Origin of the sequence: Pseudomonas sp. QLc11A (assembly GCF_052112305.1) — a bacterium.
In the GTDB taxonomy this organism is placed as follows: Bacteria; Pseudomonadota; Gammaproteobacteria; order Pseudomonadales; family Pseudomonadaceae; genus Aquipseudomonas; species Aquipseudomonas laurylsulfatiphila.
Genome location: NZ_JAVAJJ010000006.1, coordinates 209,136 through 231,744 on the forward strand (window position 1 = coordinate 209,136; position 22,609 = coordinate 231,744).

Here is a 22,609-nt window from a genome sequence, read left to right on the forward strand (position 1 = left end):
GTCAGTCAACATCGATGTTGGATCTGATGGCCTCATCGCGAGCAAGCTCGCTCCCACAGTGCTTTGTGTGGCTGGAAGATCGCCGTTTTCATGACAGTTTTGTTTCAATCCCTTCTTTGGCTATGCGATGCTGGCGCGCAGACCGTTAGCCAACTACAGCTTAAGTACAGAACGTAGAACGTCGCGCGGTACCGTTAACTTGCTCCTTTGGGGCGCTACACCACAGGGGGTCATTATGCTCACCCTGCTCAATTTGCTTTCCGCCGTGGCCCTGCTGATCTGGGGCACGCACATCGTCCGAACCGGCATCCTGCGGGTCTACGGCACCAATTTGCGCCATGTCATCAGCCATAACATGGCCAACCGCTGGCTGGCTTTCGCCTCCGGGATCGCCGTGACGGCGATGGTCCAGAGCAGTAACGCCACTGCCATGCTCGTCACCTCCTTTGTCGGCCAGGGTCTGATGGCGCTGACCCCGGCGCTGGCCACCATGCTTGGCGCGGACGTCGGTACGGCGCTGATGGCACGAGTGCTGACTTTCGATCTGTCGTGGCTGTCGCCCTTGCTGATTTTTGTCGGGGTGATTTTCTTTCTGTCGCGCAAACAGACCCGACTCGGGCAGTTGGGCCGTGTCGCCATTGGCTTGGGGTTGATCATTCTGGCGCTGCAACTAATTGTCGAGGCGGCGCATCCGATTACCCACGCCAAAGGAGTGAAGGTGATTTTCGCCTCACTCACTGGTGACATCCTGCTCGACGCCTTGGTTGGCGCGCTGTTCGCGATGATTTCCTATTCAAGCCTGGCCGCCGTGCTGCTGACGGCGACCCTGGCGGGTGCCAACGTGATCAGCCTGCCGGTGGCCATCGGACTGGTGATCGGCGCCAATATCGGCAGCGGCATACTCGCCTTCCTCAGCACCAGCATGCAGAACGCCGCCGGACGCCAAGTGGCGCTGGGCAGCCTGTTGTACAAACTGATTGGCCTTTTATTGATCATTCCGGTGCTCGACCCTCTGGTGCGCTGGCTCGATGGCCTGGATTTCAGCCCTCAGGAAATGGTCATTGGCTTTCACCTGCTCTACAACACTGTGCGCTGCCTGATCCTGCTGCCCAGCCTCAAACCGATGGCCAGGTTTTGCGCCTGGGTGCTGCCGGAGCGCCCGCTGGCCAACGGCACGGCCAAGCCCCGGCATCTTGACCCCACGGCGTTGGTCACGCCCGGTCTGGCGCTGGCCAACGCGGCCCGGGAAACCTTGCGCATGGGCGACCTGATCGACAACATGCTCGAAGCCATGCTCGACGTGTTGCATGGCAAGCAAACCGCAGTCACCCAGGAAGTCCGCCGCCTGAGCGACGATGTCGAAGCGCTCTACAGCGCGATCAAGTTGTACCTGGCGCAAATGCCCCGGGAAGACCTCAGCGATCAGGACAGCCGGCGCTGGGCGGAAATCATTGAGCTGGCGATCAACCTGAAGCTCTCCAGCGACTTGATCGAACGCATGCTGCGCAAGATTCAGCAGCAGAAAACCTCGCAGCGCCGGTCGTTTTCCGACGTCGGGCTGGAGGAACTGACCGGACTGCACACTCAGTTGATTTCCAGCCTGCGGCTCGGGATGTCGGTGTTTCTCAGTGGTGACCCGGAAAGTGCGCGCCAACTGGTGCGTGAAAAACGTCGTTTCCGCGCACAGGAACGGCGTCTGGCCCACGCTCATGTCAGCCGTTTGCAACGTAAAATCGTACAAAGTATCGAAACCAGCTCGTTGCACCTGGAGCTGATCGCCGACATGAAGCGTCTGAATTCGCTGTTTTGCAGCAGTGCCTACGTGGTGCTGGAAACATCGGACACCGGTGCGCTGGTGGTCGACGATTTGAGCGACATCACTCATTCACCCTGAACGTCCACAGTCGCCTGAAGTCTGTTGAACTTACGCTGGTCGTATGGAAGCTTGTTATGCGTTGTCTGTTGTTCGCCTGCCTGTTGCTTGGTTCACTCCCGTCATTCGCCCTGGATCGCTTTCAGGTCGAGGGCTACACGCTGCGCAATGGCTTGCAGTTGCTGCTCAAACCCGGCACTGATCGCGGGCATGTGGCAATCCGGCTGGTGGTCGGCGTTGGCCTGGATGATTTCGGCTGCGAAGAAAAGGAACTGCCACATCTGCTGGAACACTTACTGTTCAGCGGCATCGACGCCAGTGGCGAAGGTGGCCTGGAGGAGCGCATGCAGGCCTTGGGCGGTGAGTGGAATGCCTTCACCAGCAATGCCGATACGACTTTCGTCATCGAGGCCCCGGCGAAAAACCAGCGCAAGGTACTCGACCTGTTGCTGGCGCTGTTGACCCAGACCCGCTTCGACGACAGTGCGATCAACGCGGCCAAGCAAGTGGTCGAGCGTGAAGATGGCGGCCACTACTCGCACCTGCAACGCTGGCTCGATCGTCAGGACCTCGGCCACACGGCCAGCAACCAGTTGGCCGTCGAGTTGGGCCTCAAATGCCCGGAGCGTGCGCAAGTCGATGGCCTGACCCGTGAACAACTGGAGCAGGTGCGCAAGGACTGGTATGCGCCGAACAACATGACCCTGATCGTGGTCGGCGATCTCGACAAGCTGCTGCCCGCCTATCTGGAGCGGGCCTATGGCGTGCTGGAAGCGATCACCCCCGGCGAGCATCCGCCGCTACCGCAAATCCAGACCAGCGCCGCCCATGAGCGCACCTTGCCCCGTGGCCTGGTCGGCAACGGCGCCAAGCTGCACTGGCTGGTGCCGGAGCCGGTGCTGGAAGATGGGCACGACCAAACCTTCGATTTACTCAAGGACTATCTGGATTGGGCGCTCTATCGCCAGCTGCGCCTGGCTCATGGTTTGTCCTATGGCCCCTGGGCGGAACGCGAAGTGTTCGGCGGCGTGGGTTTCATGAGCCTCAATGCCGACCTTGAACGCGACGACGTGCCCGAGGCCGAACAAGTGCTCGACGACTTGAAGGCCGGACTGCTCAGGGACGGCCTCAATGCCGACACCTTCAACCGCCTGAAGCAGGCTGCGATCGCCCGCCAGGCCTGGGCCGCACAAGGCAACAGTGCGTTGGCCGACTACTATTGGAGCGCAATCGGAAACTACGAGGACGGCCGTTTCGCCAACCCGTCCCGGGAGCTGCAAGGGGTGACGCTGGAAGAGGCGAACAAGGCCGTGCGTGAACTGCTGTTGCAGCCGGGTTATTTGCGGATCGAGAGGCCGTTGTTCAGCTATGACCAGTTGATGTGGTTGGTGGTTGGTGGGGTGGGCTTGATCGTGTTGATGCTGGTGGGCTGGCGTTTGCATCGCAGGAAGTAATCATTCTGTTTGGCAAGAAAACTCCTTGTGGGAAACACAATCCTCTGTGGGAGCGAGCTTGCTCGCGATGAGGCCATGTCATTCAACATCAAAGTTGACTGATCCGCCGCCATCGCGAGCAGGTTGCGTGGTGCAACTGACCGCAAACTCTCGCCACAGCGCCGCACCAGCGGTACCCTGTCGAGGTTTTTTCCTACAACCACTGTGAAACCGCCGAATGCAAAATCTGCCCCGTTTCGTACAGCGCATCCTCGAATTGATGAAGCGCTACCCCGGGGTCATTGCGCTTGCTGGTTTCATCTCCGGGGTAGGCAGTTTCATCCTGGTCGATCGCCAGCAAGGCCTGGCGAGCTGGATCACCACCATCATGCTGATCAGCTGGATCTGGCTGATGCTGGAGAACACCCTGACCAAGTTGTTCACGCGCATTTTCAAGCGCGAAATCCCGGAACCCTTGCTGCGTTACGCAACGCAGATGATCCATCAGGAAAGCCTGTTTTTTGTCCTGCCGTTCTTCTTCATCACCACGACGTGGAACAGCGGCCAGTTGTTTTTCACCGGGCTGCTGGGCGTCGCGGCACTGATTTCGATCATCGACCCGCTGTACTACAAGTGGCTGGCTCCACGGCGCTGGGCGTTTCTGGCCCTGCACACCCTGACCCTGTTCGCCGCGCTGCTCACCGCGTTGCCGGTGATCATGCACCTGACTACAGCGCAAAGTTTCAAATGGGCGCTGGGTATCTCGGTGCTGCTGTCGTTCCCGAGTCTGGCGTCGATCTTCCCTATTCGTACCCTGCGCAGTGCGCTGGCGATTTTGAGCATCACTCTGGGCATTGGCGCCGTCGGGTGGGAGCTGCGCTCGTGGGTGCCACCGGCGACGCTGTGGATGACCGACGTGGCCATCAGTACGCAGATGCAGGACCGCACGCCTGGCGCCAGCCTCGACGAAGTCAGCGCCGAGCAGATACGCAACGGCGGGCTTTACGCCTACACCGCGATCAATGCCCCGCGTGGCCTGGACGAGCGGATTTATCACGTCTGGCAGTTCAACGGCAAAGAGGTCGACCGCATCCCTCTGGATATTCGTGGTGGGCGCAAGGAAGGTTACCGGGCCTGGACCCACAAGCAGAATTTCCCGGGCAATCCGGCCGGCAAATGGCAGGTCCGGGTGCTGACCGAAGATGGCCAGGTCATCGGCGTGCTGCGTTTCAAGGTCACGGACAGCACAGCGATCAAAGAAAAGTAGTGCGGTTCGTGCTATTACGTAGAGCTGCCTAATCACGGAACAAGCACGGAGCTTATGATCAGCAGCACGATGGCCGGCAACGCCCGATTGGACACGTCGCTCACTCCTGCACGGCTGCGGGTGACGGGCGACTGGACGCTTGCCCATTACGCTGACCTCAAGCTGTTGAGCGAAAAACTCCACGGCCAGTACGACGCCAACACCCCTATCGACCTCAATGGTCTCGGCGCCCTCGACACCGCTGGCGCCTCGCTGTTGGTCGAGCTGCTCGGCTCCGAGCGCCTCGGTCGCTCCGCCGAACATCCTGATTGCACACTCTCCGCCGCCGATCGGGCGTTGCTGCAAACCGTCTACTGCTCGTTGACCGATTTCTGCGTGCCGATCAAGGAACCGGAAGTCAGCGTTTCCATTCAGTTGCTGACCCGCATTGGCCGCGCGGTGGACACCGTCTGGCAGGACACCCTGCAACTGCTGGGTTTCGTTGGCCTGATCATCGAAACCATCGCCCGCGGCCTGTTCCGTCCCAAGCGCTGGCGCGTCACGCCGATGATCGCCCACATCGAACAGACCGGTCTCGACGCCGCGCCCATCGTTGCCCTGCTGACTTTTCTGGTGGGCGCCGTGGTGGCGTTCCTCGGGTCGACGGTGTTGGCCACCTTCGGCGCCACGGTCTTCACCGTGGACCTGGTGGGATTTGCCTTCCTGCGCGAATTCGGTGTGTTGTTGACGGCAATCCTGATGGCCGGGCGCACCGCCAGTGCGTTCACGGCGCAAATCGGTTCGATGAAGGCCAACGAGGAAATCGACGCCATCCGCACTTTGGGCCTCGACCCCGTGGAGTTGCTGGTGGTGCCGCGGGTCCTGGCGTTGCTGATCGCCCTGCCGATGTTGACCTTTCTGGCGATGCTGTCGGGGATTATCGGCGGCGCGGTGGTCTGTGCGGTGAAGCTGGATATCTCGCCGGCGATGTTCATCTCGCTGTTGCAATCGGACATCGGCGTTCAGCACTTTCTGGTGGGGATCGTCAAAGCCCCGATCTTCGCCTTCCTCATCGCCGCCATCGGTTGCCTCGAAGGCTTCAAGGTCAGTGGTAGCGCTGAATCTGTGGGCGCGCACACCACGTCGAGTGTGGTGCAGTCGATTTTCGTGGTGATCGTGATGGATGCGATCGCCGCGATGTTTTTCATGGAGATGGGTTGGTGAGTCGTATCCCCAGAGCGCCTTCCGAGGCGGTGATTGAAGTCCGTGGACTGTGCAACCGCTTTGGAAGCCAGAGCGTGCACGAAAACCTCGATCTGGATTTGTACAAGGGTGAAATCCTCGCCGTGGTCGGCGGCTCCGGCAGCGGCAAATCGGTGCTGCTGCGCAGCATTGTCGGGCTGCGCCAGCCCAGCGAAGGGGTGGTGAAAGTCTTCGGCAAGAATCTGCCGACCTTGCCGGAGCACGAGCGCTCGCTGGTGGAACGGCGATTCGGCGTGCTGTTCCAGAAAGGCGCGCTGTTCTCTTCGCTCACCGTGACCGAGAACGTCGCCCTGCCACTGATCGAGCACGCAGGCCTGAGCCGCAACGATGCCGAGCACCTCGCGGCAGTGAAAATGGCCCTGGCCGGGTTGCCGTTGTCGGCGGCAGAGAAGTACCCCGCGTCGCTGTCCGGCGGCATGATCAAGCGTGCCGCGCTGGCCCGGGCATTGGCGCTGGACCCGGACATCCTGTTTCTCGACGAGCCCACCGCCGGTCTCGACCCGATCGGCGCTGCCGCGTTCGACCAATTGATCCTGACCCTGCGCGATGCCCTGGGCCTGAGTGTCTTTCTGGTGACACACGACCTCGACACGCTCTACACCATCACCGACCGGGTGGCGGTGCTGGCGCAGAAAAAGGTGCTGGTGGCGGACGCCATCGACCAGGTCTCGGAAACCAACGATCCGTGGATTCACGAATACTTCCATGGCCCTCGCGGCCGCGCGGCGTTGACAGCCGCCCAACAGCTCAACGAGGTCTGACATGGAAACCCGAGCCCATCATGTATTGATCGGCCTGTTCACCGTGATTGTGGTGACGGCCGCGCTGTTGTTCGGTCTGTGGCTGGCGAAGTCCAGTGTCGACACCGAGTTCAAGGACTACGAGGTTGTGTTCAACGAGGCGGTCAGCGGTTTGTCCAAGGGCAGTTCGGTGCAGTACAGCGGGATCAAGGTCGGCGATGTGATCTCGCTGCGCCTGGACCCGAAAGACCCGCGCCGGGTGTTGGCGCGAATTCGCCTGGCTGGCGATACCCCGGTCAAGGAGGACACCCAGGCCAAACTGGCCCTGACCGGCGTTACCGGGACCTCGATCATCCAGCTCAGCGGCGGCACGCCACAGAGCCCGACGCTCAAGGGCAAGGACGGCCACCTGCCGACCATTGTCGCCTCGCCATCGCCCATCGCCCGCCTGCTCAATGACAGCGAAGACCTGATGGCCGGAGTCAGCACGCTGATGCATAACGCCAACCTGATGTTCTCCACGGAAAACATCGCGCGCATCAGCAGCACCCTGGAGCATCTGGAGCAAACCACCGGAACCATCGCCGATCAGCGCGGCGATATCCGCCAGGCCATGCAGCAACTGGCCTCGGTGGGCAAGCAGGCCAACAACATGCTGGAGCAGACCACGACGCTGATGCGCAATGCCAACGGGCTGCTCAACGAGCATGGCAAGGAAGCGCTGGGCAGCGCCGAGCAGGCGATGAAGTCGCTGCAGGAAAGTAGCGCCACCCTCAACACACTGATCAGCGCCAATCAGGAGTCGCTCAACAGCGGCATGCAAGGCCTCAATGGCCTGGGCCCGGCCGTGCGCGAGATGCGCGAAACCCTGTCGTCGTTGCGCGTCATTACCAAACGTCTGGAGGCCGACCCCAGCGGTTACCTGCTGGGCAGTGACAAGACCAAGGAATTCACGCCATGAAGCTGATCCGGATTGCCCTCCTCGCTGGCTTTACGCTGATCGGCTCGTGCTCGATCCTGCCCAAGCCAGAGCTTTTCGAGGTCTATCGATTGCCCTCAGCCCAGAGCAGCACGCCAGCCAGTCATGGCACGCTGCAGCACTGGTCGCTGCGCCTGACCAAGTTCCAGTCCAGTGAAGCGTTGAACAGTCCGAACATTGCAGTCATTCCTCAGGGCGACGTGATCAGCCACTACAAGGGCTCGCGCTGGAGCGACCCGGCGCCGGTGCTGGTGCGCAATCGCCTGCTGCAAGGTTTCCAGCATGACGGGCGTGTGCCGTTGTTGAGCACCGATGACAGCATTTTCCAGACCGATCTTGAATTGGGCGGCAGCCTGCAGGCGTTCCAGACGGAATACCAGGGTACGAGTGCCAGCGTGGTCGTGCGTCTGGATGCATTGCTGGTGCGCAGCTACGACCAGCGCATCCTCGCCAGTCGCCGCTTCGAAGTGCACCAGCCGTTGAGCAATGTGCAGGTCCCGGCGGCGGTGGCCGGGTTCGGTCAGGCGAATGATCAGTTGACCGCGCAAGTGGTGAACTGGGCGGTGGAGCAAGGACAGAAACTGGCGCCACCACCTCGACCATGAAGGCCTGCGCAATTCCTTTGTAGGAGCGAGCTTGCTCGCGAAAAACCTGAGAGCGCCGCGGGGCGTCAGGCTTCCAGCGTTATCGTTCACGACCATCGCGAGCAGGCTCGCTCCTACAGGGATACGTCGTATCAGTGCAAAAACGCCTGATGCAACTCAGCCAGCGTTTCAAAGTGATACGCCGGCGCTTCGGCGTTCAGTTCTTCGTAGCTGCCAAACCCGTAACCCACTGCCGCCGCATCCAGGCCATTGCTGCGCGCACCGATCAGGTCGTGCTTGCGGTCGCCGATCATCAGGGTATTGGCCGGGTCCAGGTTTTCTTCGGCCATCAGGTGAGCGATCAGATCGACCTTGTTGGTCCGGGTGCCATCCAGTTCGCTGCCGTAAATCACCTTGAAGTGCCTGGCAAAATCGAAATGCCGGGCGATTTCACGAGCGAACACCCAGGGTTTCGAGGTTGCGATGTACAGCTGCCGGCCTTGCCCGCTCAGGGTTTCCAGTAGCGGTGTGACGCCGTCGAACACGCGGTTCTCGTAGAGTCCGGTGACCTTGAAGCGTTCGCGGTAAAAATTCACCGCCTCCCACGCCCTGGCTTCATCGAAGTCGTAGAACTGCATGAAGGCCTGCAACAGTGGCGGGCCTATGAAGTGTTCGAGTTTGCCCAGATCCGGTTCATCGATACCCAGTTTGCCCAAGGCGAACTGGATCGAACGGGTGATGCCCTCGCGCGGGTCGGTCAGGGTGCCATCGAGGTCGAACAAAACGGTTTGGTAATGCATGTTGAGTCCTGAATTAGGGAGCCAGGTCAAAGCTGGTCGTAGCCTTCGGCCAGATGCAGGTCCTTGAGCTTCACGTAGTTCGCCGCGCTATAGGTGAAAAAGGCGCGCTCCTTGTCCGTCAGCGGGCGGATCTGCTTCACCGGGCTGCCCACATACAGGAAGCCGCTTTGCAGGTGCTTGCCCGGTGGCACCAGGCTGCCGGCACCGATGATCACGTCATCGTCGACCACGGCGCCGTCCATGACAATGCTGCCCATGCCGATCAACACCCGGCTGCCCACCGAACAGCCATGCAGCATGACCTTGTGGGCGATGGTCACGTCATCGCCGATCAGCAACGGAAAGCCATCAGGGTTGAACGGACCGGCGTGGGTGATGTGCAACACACAACCATCCTGCACGCTGGTGCGCGCGCCGATGCGGATGCGGTGCATGTCGCCTCGGATCACCGTCAGCGGCCAGACCGAGCTGTCTTCGCCGATTTCGACGTCGCCGATCACCACTGCCGAGCCATCGACAAAAGCGCCTTTACCCAGCAGCGGCGTGTGGTTCTGATACTTGCGAAGGTTCACGATAGGGTTTCTCTCTGTTGCTGATAGCTGCGGTGAACGTCGATTGTAATTAAGATGGCTGCATGTTTCTCCAGCCAAGGTATCAACCGTGAGCGTGAACAACCCTCTTTTGCAGTCCTATGACCTGCCGCCGTTCTCCGCCATCCGCGCCGAACACGTACAACCGGCCATTGAACAGATCCTGGCTGACAACCGCGCCGCCATCGTCGAGATCCTCAAGACCCAGGCCAAGCAGCCAACGTGGGCCGGCCTGGTGCTGGCGATGGACGAACTCAACGACCGCCTGGGTGCCGCCTGGAGCCCGGTCAGCCACCTCAATGCCGTGTGCAACAGCGCCGAACTGCGTGAAGCCTACGAGTCGTGCCTGCCTGCCTTGAGCGCCTACTCCACCGAAATGGGCCAGAACCGCGAGCTGTTCCAGGCCTTCGAAGCCCTGGCCAGCAGTCCTGAAGCCGCCGGTTTCGACGTGGCGCAGAAAACTATCCTGGAACACTCCCTGCGTGACTTCCGTCTGTCGGGTATCGATCTGCCGGAAGCCGAACAGAAACGTTACGCCGAAGTGCAGAGCAAGTTGTCGGAACTGGGCAGTCGTTTCTCTAACCAGTTGCTCGATGCCACTCAGGCGTGGACCAAGCACGTCACCGATGAAGCCGCCCTCGCCGGCCTGACCGATTCGGCCAAGGCGCAAATGGCTGCCGCGGCACAGGCCAAGGACCTGGACGGCTGGCTGATCACCCTGGAATTCCCGAGCTATTACGCGGTGATGACCTATGCCCAGGACCGCGCACTGCGCGAAGAGGTCTACGCGGCTTACTGTACCCGTGCGTCGGACCAGGGACCGAATGCCGGCCAAAACGACAACGGCCCGGTCATGGAAGAAATCCTCGATCTGCGCCAGGAGTTGGCAAAACTGTTGGGGTTCAGCAGTTTCTCCGAGCTGAGCCTGGCGACCAAAATGGCTGAGTCCAGCGATCAGGTGCTGAGCTTCCTGCGCGACCTGGCCAAGCGAAGCAAGCCGTTCGCCGCCCAGGATCTGGAACAGCTCAAGGCCTACGCGGCCGAGCAAGGTTGCCCGGACCTGCAAAGCTGGGACAGCGGTTTCTACGGCGAAAAACTCCGTGAACAACGTTACAGCGTGGCTCAGGAAGCCCTGCGTGCCTACTTCCCGATCGACAAGGTGCTCAGCGGCCTGTTCGCCATCGTCCAGCGCCTGTACGGCATCGAGATTGCCGAACTCAAAGGCTTCGACACCTGGCACCCGGATGTTCGCCTGTTCGAAATCAAGGAAAACGGCCAGCACGTCGGCCGCTTCTTCTTCGACCTCTACGCTCGCGCCAACAAGCGCGGTGGTGCCTGGATGGATGGCGCTCGCGACCGTCGCCGCACGGCTGGCGGCGTGCTGCAAAGCCCAGTGGCGAACCTGGTGTGCAACTTCACCCCGGCTGACAGCGGTAAACCTGCGCTGCTAACCCATGATGAAGTCACCACCCTGTTCCATGAGTTCGGTCACGGCCTGCATCACCTGCTGACCCGCGTCGAACATGCTGGCGTGTCCGGCATCAACGGTGTGGCATGGGATGCCGTCGAACTGCCAAGTCAGTTCATGGAAAACTGGTGCTGGGAGCCGGAAGGCCTGGCGCTGATTTCCGGTCATTACGAAACCGGCGAGCCACTGCCTCAGGACCTGCTCGGGAAAATGCTCGCGGCGAAAAACTTCCAGTCCGGCCTGATGATGGTCCGCCAACTGGAGTTCTCGTTGTTCGACTTCGAACTGCACGCGACCCATGGCGACGGCCGCAGCGTGCTGCAAGTGCTCGAAGGCGTACGCGACGAGGTCTCGGTGATGCGTCCGCCGGCCTACAACCGCTTCCCCAACAGCTTTGCGCACATCTTCGCCGGCGGTTATGCCGCGGGTTACTACAGCTACAAATGGGCTGAAGTGCTCTCGGCCGATGCGTTCTCGAAGTTCGAAGAAGAAGGCGTGCTCAACGCCGACACCGGTCGTGCCTTCCGCGAAGCGATCCTCGCCCGTGGCGGTTCCCAGGAGCCGATGGTGCTGTTCGTCGACTTCCGTGGCCGTGAGCCATCGATTGACGCACTCTTGCGCCACAGCGGCCTGAGTGAGGACGCAGCAGCATGAGTGAGGGGCCTGTGATTACGAAAAAACGCTTTATCGCCGGGGCGGTCTGCCCGGCATGCAGCGAGCCGGACAAGTTGATGATGTGGAACGAAGACCAGGTCCCGCACCGAGAGTGCGTGGCCTGCGGTTACTCCGACACACTCAATGAGCAAGGGCTGTCGGTACCCAGGGAGCTTGGCACGCGGGTCAACACCACCGCGCCCAAAGCCCCGGACACCAAGGTCCAGGCGGTTCAGTTCTTCCCGAATCCGAAGCTGAAGAAAAAGCCCGACGAACAGCACTGAGTGTAAAAAAGCCCCCGTTGCTCCATGCAACGGGGGCTTTTTTATTCGATATGAGCGGACTTGAACCAGCTCTTCATCGAGCACGCGGCAAACGGGCTGGTGCTGCAATCGCCATTGGCCAGGGCCGTGCGCAGTTTGTCGACATCGACCTGCATCATGTAGCGGATGCCGTCCTTGAAGTGGGTACTGTCACCAAAGCCGCCCTCGGTCATTTCGTTCAGGGCCTCTTCCTTGCTCCAGCCCTGGATGACAACCCGGTACATGGCCGCCATCAGGCCGGTACGGTCAGAGCCGTGTTTGCAGTGCATCAGCACCGGGCCTTTGGCTTCGGCAGACTGGATGGCGCGCAAGGCCTTGAGCACGTCGGCGTCATCCACATGGTTGGTGCGATAAGGCAGCTGCACTTGCGTGATGCCTGGTGTGGACAACCAACTGGAGTCCGCTTCAGGCAAAAAGTTGATCACTGTGCCGACCTTGAGTTTCTCCAGCAGCGGCACTGCGTCCTTGTCCGGCAAGGCGCTGCGGTAGAGGGTTGGCGAGATTTGAAAGAGGTTGTATTGCTTCTCGATCGGTTGAGCCCAATCTGCCGGACGGTGCATCGCGCTGTTGTCAGCAAATGCCGGTGTCAGGTTAACAAGTACAACGAGCGACAGGCATATTGCAGATATGAATCGTGGTAAGGGCATGCTTGAGCGACCGTTCTGAAAGGGACGGGAAGATGCTGGCAAGGATCAGCTACGCCCGGTCAAAGGCCTGTGAGAGGGCTGTCAAAGAATCGTGAAGCTGACGGGATGATGAATGTTTCATCAAGGATCGAGCCTCGCTCATTGAAAGAGCATTGTTATAGGCGACAAAAAAATCAAACCCGATCGATTATTAACTTCGACCGGACCTGATAAATAAAAATATAGTTGCCTGGACCTTTGGTTCAATATTTCGCAATGCTGGCGTACGCTTTGGCCAGAGCCAGCAGTTTTTCCTTATCATCGGAATTGATGGTCCCGTAACCATCAATATTTTTGTCGACACTGCCGATACTAAAAGACTGGCCGCCGTCGTATGAGGACGCAATCAGTGTGGTGGAGTCCAGCAAAGAGGTGGTCGTGACCGAGTTTTCTTCATCCCAGCCTTCTTCCTTGAGTGCGAACTGCATTGATACCAGTACTTCATCGGGGTCGACTACAGTCGGTCCAAGTTTTTGCAAAAATATACCGCGGCGATTAAAAAACGACATAAATAAATCCTTTTATAGAATATCGGTGTTTATGTTTTGCAGCGAAAAAAATGGTACATGCGGCTTTGTCGAAACAGCCAGGCTTTATATGTTTCTCCCGGTTGCTTCACGCAAGCGTGCATGACAAATAATCAGAAAGTGCCGAACGGCGCTGGTCGAGCGGTTTTGATCGATGTACTGTATGCACATACAGTCATTGGGTGTTTTTCATGCACACGCCATTTCCTCCCCGTGGCCGCGGCACTGCGACCAACCCGCACAACCGTTTCGCCCCCAGTCATTCGGTGGTCGAAGACGACGGCTGGTACCAGGAAGTGCCGCTGACCCAAGGCACCGAGGTGCGCATTGAAACGGCGAAAACCATCATCACCCGCAACACGTCGCCGGACTTGCCCTTCGATCGCTCGATCAACCCTTATCGCGGCTGCGAGCACGGTTGCATTTATTGTTATGCGCGCCCCAGTCATGCCTATTGGGACATGTCGCCCGGGCTGGATTTCGAGACAAAACTGATCGCCAAGACCAACGCCGTGGATGTGCTGGAAGAGCAGTTGTCCAAACGTGGCTATCAATGTGCACCGATCAACCTCGGCTCCAACACCGACCCCTATCAGCCGATCGAGCGTGAATACAAGATCACCCGCCGAACCCTCGAAGTACTCCTGCGTTACCGGCACCCGGTGACCATCGTGACCAAGGGCTCGCTGATTCTTCGTGACCTGGACCTGCTGACCGAGCTCGCCAGCCAAAGACTGGTGGCGGTCATGATCAGCCTGACCACGCTGGACGACGAACTCAAGCGCATCCTCGAACCCCGCGCCGCAGCGCCCAAGGCGCGGCTGCGGGCGATCAGGGTCATGCGCGAGGCGGGTATCCCGGTCGGTGTTCTGTGTTCACCGATGATCCCGATGATCAACGACAGCGAACTCGAAAGTCTGCTCACTGAGGCCCATGCGGCCGGGGCGCAGAGTGCCGCCTACATGATGCTGCGCTTGCCGCTTGAAGTGGCGCCTCTGTTCGAGGAATGGTTGGCGACCCACTACCCTCAACGGACGGCGCATGTGCTGAGCCTGATTCGCCAGAGCCGTGGCGGTGAACTCTACGACAGCCGCTTTGGCGCTCGAATGCGCGGCGAAGGCCCCTTCGCCGACCTGCTGGCACAGCGCTTTGCCAAAACCATCAAACGCCTGGGGCTCAATCATCGGGAAGGCTTTGATCTGGACTGCAATGCCTTTTGTCCGCCCGGTCGCCAAATGTCGTTGATTTGAGGACAATTGGCCTATGGTTGAGTACTGAAGATCGCACTCGCGCCTTAAGCTGGTCACGTTTTTTGTGACCTGGAACACGCATTCTAGAGCGTTTTATTCAGTTTCAATTAAGATTCGGCCGCTACCTTGTTCATCGAGTGACTGATGGGTCGAGATGTTTGGCCTGGATGTTTTTTAACCAGCCACTGGCTTCACACCGGACCACACGGGATGACTCCCTGAGCCCGCCAATGAGGATGAATTGATGAGTGACAAGGATAAACAGCCGTTGGCTGCGTCGGCTTCAGCCCAACCCGAGGCCGAAACCGCCGATGCAGCGTTGAAGCATATCGTTGACGGCTTTTTGCATTTTCATCATGAGATCTTTCCTCAGCAGGAAGAGCTCTTCAAGAAACTCGCCACGGCCCAGCGGCCACGAGCGATGTTCATCGCCTGCGCCGATTCGCGCATCGTTCCTGAATTAATCACACAAAGCTCCCCGGGCGATCTGTTCGTGACCCGTAACGTCGGCAACGTTGTGCCGCCTTACGGGCAAATGAACGGTGGTGTTTCCACGGCCATCGAGTACGCCGTACTGGCTCTGGGGGTGCATCACATCATCATCTGCGGGCATTCCGATTGCGGCGCCATGCGCGCGGTACTCAACCCGGACAGTCTGGAGAAAATGCCCACGGTCAAAGCCTGGCTGCGTCATGCCGAAGTGGCCAAGACCATGGTGCAGGAGAACTGCAACTGCTCTAACGAAAGCGAAAGCATGCACATCCTCACCGAGGAGAATGTGATCGCCCAATTGCAGCATCTGCGTACCCATCCGTCGGTTGCCTCGCGCATGGCCAACGGTCAGCTGTTTATCCACGGCTGGGTCTACAACATCGAAACCAGCGAAATCAAAGCGTACGACGCCGATCAAGGCTGTTTCCTGCCGCTCAATGGCAGCCTGCCAATTCCCGTGGCGACGCCCAAAGCGCGCTTCTAAATCCTCCTAAATCGTTGTGTGGTTTAGCCGAGGCTGCCGTTCAGGCAGCCTGGCTTTGCCATGCCTGAAGAAAACTTCGGGAGACTCACCATGCGTGCTGCTCGACTCAAAGCTGTTCTGCCACGGGAGCTGTTGGCTTCGGTGGTCGTGTTTCTGGTCGCCCTGCCCCTGTGCATGGGCATTGCCATTGCCTCGGGGCTGCCACCGGCCAAAGGTCTGATCACCGGCATCATCGGCGGTCTGGTGGTCGGCTGGTTGGCCGGCTCGCCGCTGCAAGTCAGTGGCCCGGCAGCGGGCCTGGCCGTTCTGGTCTTCGAGTTGGTCCGCCAACACGGTATCGCCATGCTTGGGCCCATCCTGTTACTGGCGGGTTTGCTGCAACTGGTGGCGGGTCGATTGAAGCTGGGATGCTGGTTTCGGGTGACGGCGCCTGCGGTGGTGTACGGCATGCTGGCCGGGATTGGTGTACTGATTGTCCTGTCCCAAGTGCATGTAATGCTGGATGCGGTGCCCAAACCCTCGGGTCTCGATAACCTGGCAGCCTTCCCGGCGGCGTTGGCTCAGGCATTGCCCACGTTTGGCTGGCAAGCCGGCTTGCTCGGTCTGTCAACGATTGCTGTCATGTGGCTGTGGGATAAATTCCGTCCGCAATCCTTGCGTTTCATTCCCGGGGCGCTACTGGGTGTCGGTCTGGCCACGCTGGCCAGCCTGGTGCTGGCGTTGCAGGTCAAACGGGTTGAGGTGCCGGCCAACCTGGCAGAGGCCATCGACTGGCTGAAGCCGGTTGACCTGCTCAACCTGGCCGATCCGACACTGCTGATCGCGGCGTTTGCCGTGGCCTTTATCGCCAGCGCCGAAACTTTGCTCTCAGCCGCGGCAGTTGATCGGATGCACAGTGGTCAGCGTTCGGACTTCGACCGGGAACTGACGGCGCAAGGTATCGGCAACATGCTGTGCGGTGTGCTTGGGGCACTACCGATGACCGGCGTTATCGTGCGCAGTTCGGCGAATGTTCAGGCCGGGGCAACCACACGGTTTTCGACCATATTCCACGGCCTGTGGCTGCTGGCGTTCGTGCTGTTGCTGTCCAGCGTCCTGCAAAGCATTCCGGTGGCAAGCCTGGCGGGCGTGCTGGTGTACACCGGTTTCAAACTGGTGGATCTCAAGGTCTTTCGGGGTTTGGGCCGGTATGGTCGGGCGCCGATGTTCACTTACGCGGCAACCGCGTTGGCCATCGTTTTTACCGACCTGCTGACGGGCGTGTTGATTGGCTTTGGCCTGACCATGGTGAAACTGGCGCTGAAAGCATCGCGCTTGAAGATCAGCCTGATCGACTTGCCCCGGGAAGGGGAAATGGAGTTGCGCCTGACGGGCGCGGCGACCTTCCTCAAAGTGCCGGCGCTGACCCAGGTGCTGGGCAGCATTCCGGTGGGTACGACGGTGCATGTGCCGCTCAATAACCTGAGCTACATCGATCACTCGTGTCTGGAGTTACTGGAGGAATGGGGGCGAGCCAATGCGGGCAAGGGTTCGAAGCTGTTGATTGAGTCGCGGGGATTGAAGCGTCGGCTTGAGGGGCGGGTGCGGACGAATACCGGCGTCGGTGCGCTTGGCTGAACCTTTGTGGGAGCGGGCTTGCGAATACGGTCAATCATTCAACGTTTATGTCGACTGACACGCCGCATTCGCGAGCAAGCCCGCTCCCACAGGTTTCAGGGATCAGGCAGCCGGCTGATCCAGCTCCAGGCCTACGCCCAGGCGGCGGGACATGCACGGCCAGCGTTTCCATGCGGCGCCGGTGTCCGGGCTGCTGAGCTTCTCGCGATAGGCTTCCACCGACTCCAGCGCAAAGCTTTCGTCGTTGAGCATTTCGTCCACCGCGTGATGCACCACCTCGTCCAGTTGGTTGGCGAACTCCTCACCGATCAATTGGTGAGCAATCAGGTTGGCGACAGTCATGTCCAAGGGGATCAGTGGCTGGCCGAAATGCTTGATGTACAGGTCGTTGACCTCTTCGACAAACCTGTGCGCCAGGTAGGCTTCATCCAGCAGGCTGTCGAGCCCGACGTGACCGTTCAGGACGGTCGGCGGCTGGAGGAAGTACTGTTCGGCGATTTTCAGCACCGGTTTGATCTGTGACTCGATGCCCGCTTCCCTGGCAACTTCATTGGCTGCATCCAGCAGATCAGGTACTTCTTCGATATAGGCGGCGACAAAACGCGTCAACACGCCATTGGCATCCGCTTCCGGTAACTGGATCGACGGGTGCAGGTGAGGCAATTTACTTTCCAGCTGACGCGTCAGCAGGCCGGTCTCGGCTTCGTGTTGTTGGGCTTTTTGGATCTGCTCGCGCAATGCGGCGGTGTTCATGAAAACTCCAGGAAACAAGGCAATGAAATAGGGAAGACATAACTTAGCTGGCTTACGAAAAATGCTAAGACGCATTTGTCATAATTATTTCATCCTTGAGACGGCTCCGTTATATCGGTTTGCCACCACTCGTCTGCATCCTTCTCCATTCGTGCCCTGCAAAGCAAGTGAATGCTGTTTCAGATGATTTACGCCTTCGCATTGCGAGGTCAGTGGTGCTGTCTATACTCGGGTTGGAATGGAGTTAGCTGATGACGCCCGACTGCATATGCAGCAAGGCCCGGTGCTCAAGTTCGTAGTCTGATGCAGCCGCTCCCTTGCCGCAGGTGAAAGCCGGCGGGATAACAAGAACGATAAGGGGAACCCGCAATGATGCGACATCCACATGTCTGGATGGGCCTCCTGTTGTGGTCGATTTTCAGTCAGGCGCAAGCGGCCTGGACTGTGAATATGGCGCCTGGAGCGACTGAAATCAGTCACGCAGTATTCGACCTGCACATGACCATTTTCTGGATCTGTGTGGTGATCGGCATCATCGTTTTTGGTGCCATGTTCTGGTCGATGATTCTCCACCGCCGCTCGACCGGGCAGGTGGCCGCCAAATTTCATGAAAGCACCACCGTCGAAATCCTCTGGACCATCGTGCCCTTCCTGATCCTGGTGGCCATGGCGGTTCCCGCTACCGCGACCCTGATCAAAATGTACGACGCCAGCGAGCCGGAGATCGATATCCAGGTCACCGGCTACCAGTGGAAGTGGCACTACAAATACCTGGGCCAGGACGTCGAGTTCTTCAGCAACCTGACCACCCCCCAGGATCAAATCCACAACAAGGAAGCCAAGAGTGAGCACTACCTGCTCGAGGTCGACAAGCCATTGGTGCTGCCGGTCGGCACCAAAGTGCGCTTCCTGGTGACCTCCGCCGACGTGATCCACTCCTGGTGGGTGCCGGCTTTCGCGGTCAAGCGCGATGCGATACCCGGGTTCGTCAATGAAGCCTGGACCCGTATCGACAAGCCCGGCATCTACCGTGGCCAATGTGCCGAGTTGTGCGGTAAGGATCACGGCTTCATGCCGACCGTGGTCGAGGTCAAGGAAAAGGCCGATTACGAAAAATGGCTGGCCGATCGCAAGGTCGAGGCCGCGCAGCTCAAAGAGCTGACCAGCAAGGAATGGACCCTCGACGAGCTCAAGGAGCGCGGCGATAAGGTCTATCACACCACTTGCGTGGCCTGTCACCAGGCCGAAGGCCAGGGCCTGCCGCCGATGTTCCCGGCACTCAAGGGCTCGAAAATCGCCACCGGACCGAAAGAAGATCACCTGAGCATTGTCTTCCACGGCAAGCCTGGCACTTCCATGGCCGCATTCGGCAAACAGCTCTCGGAAGTCGATATCGCAGCGGTCGTGACCTATGAACGTAACGCCTGGGGCAACAACAAGGGCGACATGGTCACGCCAAAAGAAGTGCTGGAGCTGAAACAGGCGGAAAGCAAATGACCCGGTCTATTGCGCACGTAAGGAACCGGTCGGGGCTACGCACCCCGGCCTGCCCAGCCCATCTGTTTGCAGGAGACAGGACATGACTGCTGTAATCGATGAACATGTTCATACCGCCACCGACCACGCCCACGGCCCCGCCAAAGGCCTGATGCGCTGGGTGCTGACCACCAACCACAAGGACATCGGCACCCTGTACCTGTGGTTTGCGTTCTCCATGTTCCTGCTTGGCGGTTCGTTCGCGATGGTGATTCGCGCCGAGCTGTTCCAGCCGGGGCTGCAGATCGTCCAGCCGGAATTCTTCAACCAGATGACCACCATGCACGGTCTGGTGATGGTCTTCGGTGCGGTGATGCCGGCCTTCGTCGGCCTCGCCAACTGGATGATCCCGCTGATGATCGGCGCGCCGGACATGGCCCTGCCGCGGATGAACAACTTCAGCTTCTGGCTGTTGCCGGCGGCGTTCCTGATGCTGGTGTCGACCCTGTTCACACCCGGTGGCGGGCCGAACTTCGGCTGGACATTCTACGCGCCGCTGTCGACGACCTATGCGCCCGAAAGCGTGACCTTCTTCATTTTCGCCATCCACTTGATGGGGATCAGTTCGATCATGGGGGCGATCAACGTGATCGCCACCATCCTCAACCTGCGCGCCCCCGGCATGACGCTGATGAAAATGCCGCTGTTCGTCTGGACCTGGCTGATCACGGCGTTCCTGCTGATCGCGGTGATGCCGGTGCTGGCGGGCTGCGTGACCATGATGCTGATGGACATCCACTTCGGCACCAGCTTCTTCAGCGCCGCCGGTGGCGGTGACCCGGTGCTGTTCCAGCACGTGTTCTGGTTCTTCGGCCACCCCGAGGTGTACATCATGATCCTGCCGGCCTTCGGTGCCGTCAGCTCGATCATTCCGGCGTTCTCGCGCAAGCCGCTGTTCGGCTATACCTCGATGGTCTACGCCACGGCGAGTATCGCGTTCCTGTCGTTCATTGTCTGGGCGCATCACATGTTCGTGGTCGGCATTCCGCTGGTGGGCGAGCTGTTCTTCATGTACGCCACTCTGCTGATTGCGGTGCCAACGGGCGTGAAGGTATTCAACTGGGCCAGTACCATGTGGCAGGGCTCGCTGACGTTCGAGACACCGATGCTGTTTGCCGTTGCGTTCGTGATCCTGTTCTCCATTGGCGGTTTCTCCGGATTGATGCTGGCCATCGCCCCGGCGGACTTCCAGTACCAGGACACCTACTTCGTGGTCGCGCACTTCCATTACGTGCTGGTACCGGGGGCGATCTTCGGGATCTTCGCCTCGGCCTACTACTGGTTGCCGAAATGGACCGGCCACATGTACGACGAAACCCTCGGCAAGCTGCATTTCTGGCTGTCGTTCATCGGCATGAACCTGGCCTTTTTCCCTATGCACTTTGTGGGTCTGGCGGGCATGCCGCGACGGATTCCGGACTACAACCTGCAGTTCGCCGACTTCAACATGGTGTCGTCGATCGGCGCATTCATGTTCGGGGCCACGCAGATCTTCTTCCTGTTCATCGTGATCAAGACCATTCGCGGCGGCGCGCCAGCACCGGCCAAACCGTGGGATGGGGCTGAAGGCCTGGAGTGGAGCATCCCGTCGCCGGCGCCGTATCACACCTTCACCACGCCGCCGGAAGTGAAATGAATACCTGCCCCTTTGTAGGAGCGAGCTTGCTCGCGATGGTCGTCAACGATAACGCTGGAGGCCTGGTACCCCGCGGCGCTCTCAGGTTTTTCGCGAGCGGGCTCGCTCCTACAGGGGTTGGCGTAGAGGTTTGCAATCATGGCTGACTCGATTTCGCTGAAGAAACTGGTCACCCGTCTATTGCTGGTAGTGGGAGCAATGTTTGTATTCGGCTTTGCGCTGGTGCCGATCTACGACGTGATGTGCAGGGCCTTCGGCATCAATGGCAAGACCGCCGGGCAGTACGAGGGGGAGCAGACGGTCGACACCTCGCGGCAGGTGCGTGTGCAGTTCCTGTCGACCAATACCGCCGATATGCCATGGGATTTTTACCCCAAGCATGACGAGCTGACCGCTAACCCGGGGGCGGTGAACGAGATGATCTTCATCGCCCACAACCCTACCGATAAGCCGATGAGTGCCCAGGCCGTGCCGAGCATCGCGCCAAGCTCCGCGGCGGCGTACTTCCACAAGACCGAATGTTTCTGCTTTACCCAGCAAGTGCTGCAGCCCGGTCAACGGATCGAGATGCCGGTACGTTTCATCGTTGACCGTGACATGCCCAAGGATGTGAAGCACCTGACGCTGTCTTACACGCTGTTCGATATCACCGCCCGACATCCACCGGTAGCTGTAAACACTGGCGGCTGAGCGTGCCCGATAAGGAGAACAATAAATGGCAACTCATGAACATTATTACGTACCGGCCCAGAGCAAATGGCCAATCATCGCCACGGTCGGCATGTTCGTCACGGTGTTTGGCCTGGCCACCTGGTTCAATGATCTGAAAGCAGCGCGCCCGGAATCCCACGGGCCACTGATCTTTTTCGTCGGCGGGTTACTGCTGGCCTACATGCTGTTCGGTTGGTTCGGCACGGTGATCAAGGAAAGTCGCGACGGCTTGTACAGCGCACAAATGGATCGCTCGTTCCGCTGGGGCATGAGCTGGTTCATTTTCTCGGAGGTGATGTTCTTCATCGCCTTTTTCGGCGCTCTGTTTTATGTGCGTCACATCTCTGGGCCGGCGCTTGGCGGTGAAGGCGCCCAAGGCATCACGCACATGCTGTGGCCGAACTTCCAGTTCACCTGGCCGCTGCTGGACAACCCCGACTCGAAACTGTTTCCGCCGCCCAAGGAGGTCATCAGCCCCTGGGGTCTGCCGCTGCTCAACACCGTGTTGCTGGTGAGCTCCAGTGTGACTGTGACCATCGCCCACCACGCCTTGAAAAAGGGCCATCGCGGCGCACTGAAACTCTGGCTGGCGCTCACCGTAGTGTTGGGCTGTGCATTCCTCATCTTCCAGGCCGAAGAGTACATGCACGCCTACCGCGAACTGGGTCTGACCCTGGGTTCGGGCATCTACGGCGCGACCTTCTTCATGCTCACCGGGTTCCACGGCGCCCACGTGACCATCGGCACCATCATCCTGTTCGTGATGCTGATGCGGGTCATGCACGGGCACTTCGACAGCGAGCACCAGTTCGGCTTCGAAGCGGCGAGCTGGTACTGGCACTTCGTGGATGTGGTGTGGATCGGGTTGTTCGTTTTCGTCTACGTACTGTAGGGGCGAGCTTGCTGGCGAAGGTGTGTCAGTCGAAATCAACGTGTCTGACACACCATCGCCAGCAAGCTGGCT

Annotated in this window: 21 protein-coding genes and 1 pseudogene; 16 read left to right on the forward strand and 6 right to left on the reverse strand. The window is 59.5% G+C overall.

Going from position 1 to position 22,609, the window contains the following annotated elements; translation table 11 throughout:
• Nucleotides 1-235 precede the first annotated feature (235 nt).
• From Q8X48_RS11680 to Q8X48_RS11710, 7 genes are all read left to right on the forward strand, one after another.
• Nucleotides 236-1,894 carry a Na/Pi cotransporter family protein gene (locus Q8X48_RS11680; RefSeq protein ID WP_126052810.1) on the forward strand — a complete coding sequence of 553 codons (1,659 nt, stop codon included), beginning with the start codon at nt 236-238 and terminating at the stop codon, nt 1,892-1,894.
• Between the two features lie 56 nt (nt 1,895-1,950).
• Complete coding sequence (locus Q8X48_RS11685) at nt 1,951-3,327, forward strand: M16 family metallopeptidase (protein WP_407800711.1); 1,377 nt, start codon at nt 1,951-1,953, stop codon at nt 3,325-3,327.
• Between the two features lie 217 nt (nt 3,328-3,544).
• Nucleotides 3,545-4,573 (forward strand): DUF5924 family protein, encoded by a 1,029-nt coding sequence (locus tag Q8X48_RS11690; protein WP_095967879.1) that lies wholly within the window; start codon nt 3,545-3,547, stop codon nt 4,571-4,573.
• Nucleotides 4,574-4,627: 54 nt separating this feature from the next.
• Nucleotides 4,628-5,776, forward strand: a complete 1,149-nt coding sequence (locus Q8X48_RS11695) for an ABC transporter permease (RefSeq protein WP_407800710.1) — start codon at nt 4,628-4,630, stop codon at nt 5,774-5,776.
• On the forward strand, nt 5,773-6,576 hold the full coding sequence (locus Q8X48_RS11700) for an ABC transporter ATP-binding protein (RefSeq protein ID WP_407800709.1): 804 nt from the start codon (nt 5,773-5,775) through the stop codon (nt 6,574-6,576). Before Q8X48_RS11695 ends, Q8X48_RS11700 begins: the two co-directional genes overlap by 4 nt.
• A gap of 1 nt (nt 6,577) precedes the next feature.
• The gene (locus Q8X48_RS11705) at nt 6,578-7,516 is read left to right on the forward strand and encodes an MlaD family protein (protein ID WP_102674478.1); all 939 of its coding nucleotides are present in this window, start codon (nt 6,578-6,580) and stop codon (nt 7,514-7,516) included.
• Nucleotides 7,513-8,139, forward strand: coding sequence for an ABC-type transport auxiliary lipoprotein family protein (locus Q8X48_RS11710; RefSeq protein WP_102674479.1), 627 nt, complete (start codon nt 7,513-7,515; stop codon nt 8,137-8,139). Before Q8X48_RS11705 ends, Q8X48_RS11710 begins: the two co-directional genes overlap by 4 nt.
• A gap of 18 nt (nt 8,140-8,157) precedes the next feature.
• Here the strand turns inward: Q8X48_RS11710 and Q8X48_RS11715 are convergent.
• The 3 genes and pseudogenes from Q8X48_RS11715 to Q8X48_RS11725 form a co-directional block, all read right to left on the reverse strand.
• Nucleotides 8,158-8,235: pseudogene (locus Q8X48_RS11715) on the reverse strand (outer membrane lipoprotein carrier protein LolA); the annotation flags it as partial.
• Nucleotides 8,236-8,270: 35 nt separating this feature from the next.
• The gene (locus Q8X48_RS11720) at nt 8,271-8,918 is read right to left on the reverse strand and encodes an HAD family hydrolase (RefSeq protein WP_407800708.1); all 648 of its coding nucleotides are present in this window, start codon (nt 8,916-8,918) and stop codon (nt 8,271-8,273) included.
• A gap of 26 nt (nt 8,919-8,944) precedes the next feature.
• Nucleotides 8,945-9,490 (reverse strand): gamma carbonic anhydrase family protein, encoded by a 546-nt coding sequence (locus Q8X48_RS11725; RefSeq protein ID WP_056726737.1) that lies wholly within the window; start codon nt 9,488-9,490, stop codon nt 8,945-8,947.
• 88 nt (nt 9,491-9,578) lie between these two features.
• On the opposite strand from Q8X48_RS11725, the gene prlC reads away from it, so the two are divergent.
• Both prlC and Q8X48_RS11735 read left to right on the forward strand, forming a co-directional pair.
• Nucleotides 9,579-11,630, forward strand: a complete 2,052-nt coding sequence (prlC, locus tag Q8X48_RS11730; protein WP_007969832.1) for an oligopeptidase A — start codon at nt 9,579-9,581, stop codon at nt 11,628-11,630.
• Nucleotides 11,627-11,914 carry a YheV family putative zinc ribbon protein gene (locus Q8X48_RS11735; protein WP_217836783.1) on the forward strand — a complete coding sequence of 96 codons (288 nt, stop codon included), beginning with the start codon at nt 11,627-11,629 and terminating at the stop codon, nt 11,912-11,914. The genes prlC and Q8X48_RS11735 overlap by 4 nt, the downstream gene beginning before the upstream one ends.
• A 41-nt stretch (nt 11,915-11,955) precedes the next feature.
• On the opposite strand, the gene Q8X48_RS11740 is transcribed toward Q8X48_RS11735, so the two are convergent.
• Nucleotides 11,956-12,600 (reverse strand): dual specificity protein phosphatase family protein, encoded by a 645-nt coding sequence (locus Q8X48_RS11740; RefSeq protein ID WP_407800707.1) that lies wholly within the window; start codon nt 12,598-12,600, stop codon nt 11,956-11,958.
• 242 nt (nt 12,601-12,842) lie between these two features.
• Nucleotides 12,843-13,148 carry a hypothetical protein gene (locus Q8X48_RS11745; RefSeq protein WP_407800706.1) on the reverse strand — a complete coding sequence of 102 codons (306 nt, stop codon included), beginning with the start codon at nt 13,146-13,148 and terminating at the stop codon, nt 12,843-12,845.
• 209 nt (nt 13,149-13,357) lie between these two features.
• Between Q8X48_RS11745 and Q8X48_RS11750 the strand changes: the two genes are divergently transcribed.
• The 3 genes from Q8X48_RS11750 (at nt 13,358) to Q8X48_RS11760 (ending at nt 17,009) form a co-directional block, all read left to right on the forward strand.
• Nucleotides 13,358-14,416 carry a PA0069 family radical SAM protein gene (locus Q8X48_RS11750; RefSeq protein WP_407800705.1) on the forward strand — a complete coding sequence of 353 codons (1,059 nt, stop codon included), beginning with the start codon at nt 13,358-13,360 and terminating at the stop codon, nt 14,414-14,416.
• A gap of 244 nt (nt 14,417-14,660) precedes the next feature.
• Nucleotides 14,661-15,392 carry a carbonic anhydrase gene (locus Q8X48_RS11755; protein WP_015092887.1) on the forward strand — a complete coding sequence of 244 codons (732 nt, stop codon included), beginning with the start codon at nt 14,661-14,663 and terminating at the stop codon, nt 15,390-15,392.
• 90 nt (nt 15,393-15,482) lie between these two features.
• Nucleotides 15,483-17,009: a SulP family inorganic anion transporter gene (locus Q8X48_RS11760; RefSeq protein ID WP_407800704.1), complete on the forward strand. Its 1,527-nt coding sequence runs from the start codon at nt 15,483-15,485 to the stop codon at nt 17,007-17,009.
• A gap of 102 nt (nt 17,010-17,111) precedes the next feature.
• Here Q8X48_RS11760 and Q8X48_RS11765 read toward each other — a convergent pair whose 3' ends face one another.
• A complete protein-coding gene (locus Q8X48_RS11765; RefSeq protein ID WP_218472952.1) occupies nt 17,112-17,762 on the reverse strand; it encodes a hypothetical protein in 651 nt (216 codons plus the stop codon).
• 369 nt (nt 17,763-18,131) lie between these two features.
• Here Q8X48_RS11765 and coxB point away from each other — a divergent pair, with 369 nt between their 5' ends.
• The 4 genes from coxB (at nt 18,132) to Q8X48_RS11785 (ending at nt 22,537) form a co-directional block, all read left to right on the forward strand.
• Complete coding sequence (coxB, locus tag Q8X48_RS11770) at nt 18,132-19,259, forward strand: cytochrome c oxidase subunit II (RefSeq protein ID WP_095967866.1); 1,128 nt, start codon at nt 18,132-18,134, stop codon at nt 19,257-19,259.
• An 82-nt stretch (nt 19,260-19,341) separates the two neighbouring features.
• Nucleotides 19,342-20,934, forward strand: a complete 1,593-nt coding sequence (gene ctaD / locus Q8X48_RS11775; RefSeq protein ID WP_407800703.1) for a cytochrome c oxidase subunit I — start codon at nt 19,342-19,344, stop codon at nt 20,932-20,934.
• A 138-nt stretch (nt 20,935-21,072) separates the two neighbouring features.
• Nucleotides 21,073-21,624, forward strand: a complete 552-nt coding sequence (locus tag Q8X48_RS11780; RefSeq protein ID WP_126048463.1) for a cytochrome c oxidase assembly protein — start codon at nt 21,073-21,075, stop codon at nt 21,622-21,624.
• 25 nt (nt 21,625-21,649) lie between these two features.
• Nucleotides 21,650-22,537, forward strand: a complete 888-nt coding sequence (locus Q8X48_RS11785) for a cytochrome c oxidase subunit 3 (protein WP_407800702.1) — start codon at nt 21,650-21,652, stop codon at nt 22,535-22,537.
• The last annotated feature ends 72 nt before the right edge of the window (nt 22,538-22,609 follow it).

Bases quoted from the DNA above. Each gene is read 5' to 3' on its own strand.
- Q8X48_RS11685 (WP_407800711.1), top strand. From the start codon at position 1,951: ATGCGTTGTCTGTTGTTCGCCTGCCTGTTGCTTGGTTCACTCCCGTCA.
- Q8X48_RS11690 (WP_095967879.1), top strand. From the start codon at position 3,545: ATGCAAAATCTGCCCCGTTTCGTACAGCGCATCCTCGAATTGATGAAG.
- Q8X48_RS11750 (WP_407800705.1), top strand. From the start codon at position 13,358: ATGCACACGCCATTTCCTCCCCGTGGCCGCGGCACTGCGACCAACCCG.
- Q8X48_RS11740 (WP_407800707.1), bottom strand. From the start codon at position 12,600: ATGCCCTTACCACGATTCATATCTGCAATATGCCTGTCGCTCGTTGTA.
- Q8X48_RS11785 (WP_407800702.1), top strand. From the start codon at position 21,650: ATGGCAACTCATGAACATTATTACGTACCGGCCCAGAGCAAATGGCCA.
- Q8X48_RS11705 (WP_102674478.1), top strand. From the start codon at position 6,578: ATGGAAACCCGAGCCCATCATGTATTGATCGGCCTGTTCACCGTGATT.
- Q8X48_RS11755 (WP_015092887.1), top strand. From the start codon at position 14,661: ATGAGTGACAAGGATAAACAGCCGTTGGCTGCGTCGGCTTCAGCCCAA.
- Q8X48_RS11780 (WP_126048463.1), top strand. From the start codon at position 21,073: ATGGCTGACTCGATTTCGCTGAAGAAACTGGTCACCCGTCTATTGCTG.
- Q8X48_RS11720 (WP_407800708.1), bottom strand. From the start codon at position 8,918: ATGCATTACCAAACCGTTTTGTTCGACCTCGATGGCACCCTGACCGAC.
- Q8X48_RS11680 (WP_126052810.1), top strand. From the start codon at position 236: ATGCTCACCCTGCTCAATTTGCTTTCCGCCGTGGCCCTGCTGATCTGG.
- Q8X48_RS11735 (WP_217836783.1), top strand. From the start codon at position 11,627: ATGAGTGAGGGGCCTGTGATTACGAAAAAACGCTTTATCGCCGGGGCG.
- ctaD (WP_407800703.1), top strand. From the start codon at position 19,342: ATGACTGCTGTAATCGATGAACATGTTCATACCGCCACCGACCACGCC.
- Q8X48_RS11760 (WP_407800704.1), top strand. From the start codon at position 15,483: ATGCGTGCTGCTCGACTCAAAGCTGTTCTGCCACGGGAGCTGTTGGCT.
- Q8X48_RS11745 (WP_407800706.1), bottom strand. From the start codon at position 13,148: ATGTCGTTTTTTAATCGCCGCGGTATATTTTTGCAAAAACTTGGACCG.
- coxB (WP_095967866.1), top strand. From the start codon at position 18,132: ATGATGCGACATCCACATGTCTGGATGGGCCTCCTGTTGTGGTCGATT.
- Q8X48_RS11710 (WP_102674479.1), top strand. From the start codon at position 7,513: ATGAAGCTGATCCGGATTGCCCTCCTCGCTGGCTTTACGCTGATCGGC.
- Q8X48_RS11695 (WP_407800710.1), top strand. From the start codon at position 4,628: ATGATCAGCAGCACGATGGCCGGCAACGCCCGATTGGACACGTCGCTC.
- Q8X48_RS11765 (WP_218472952.1), bottom strand. From the start codon at position 17,762: ATGAACACCGCCGCATTGCGCGAGCAGATCCAAAAAGCCCAACAACAC.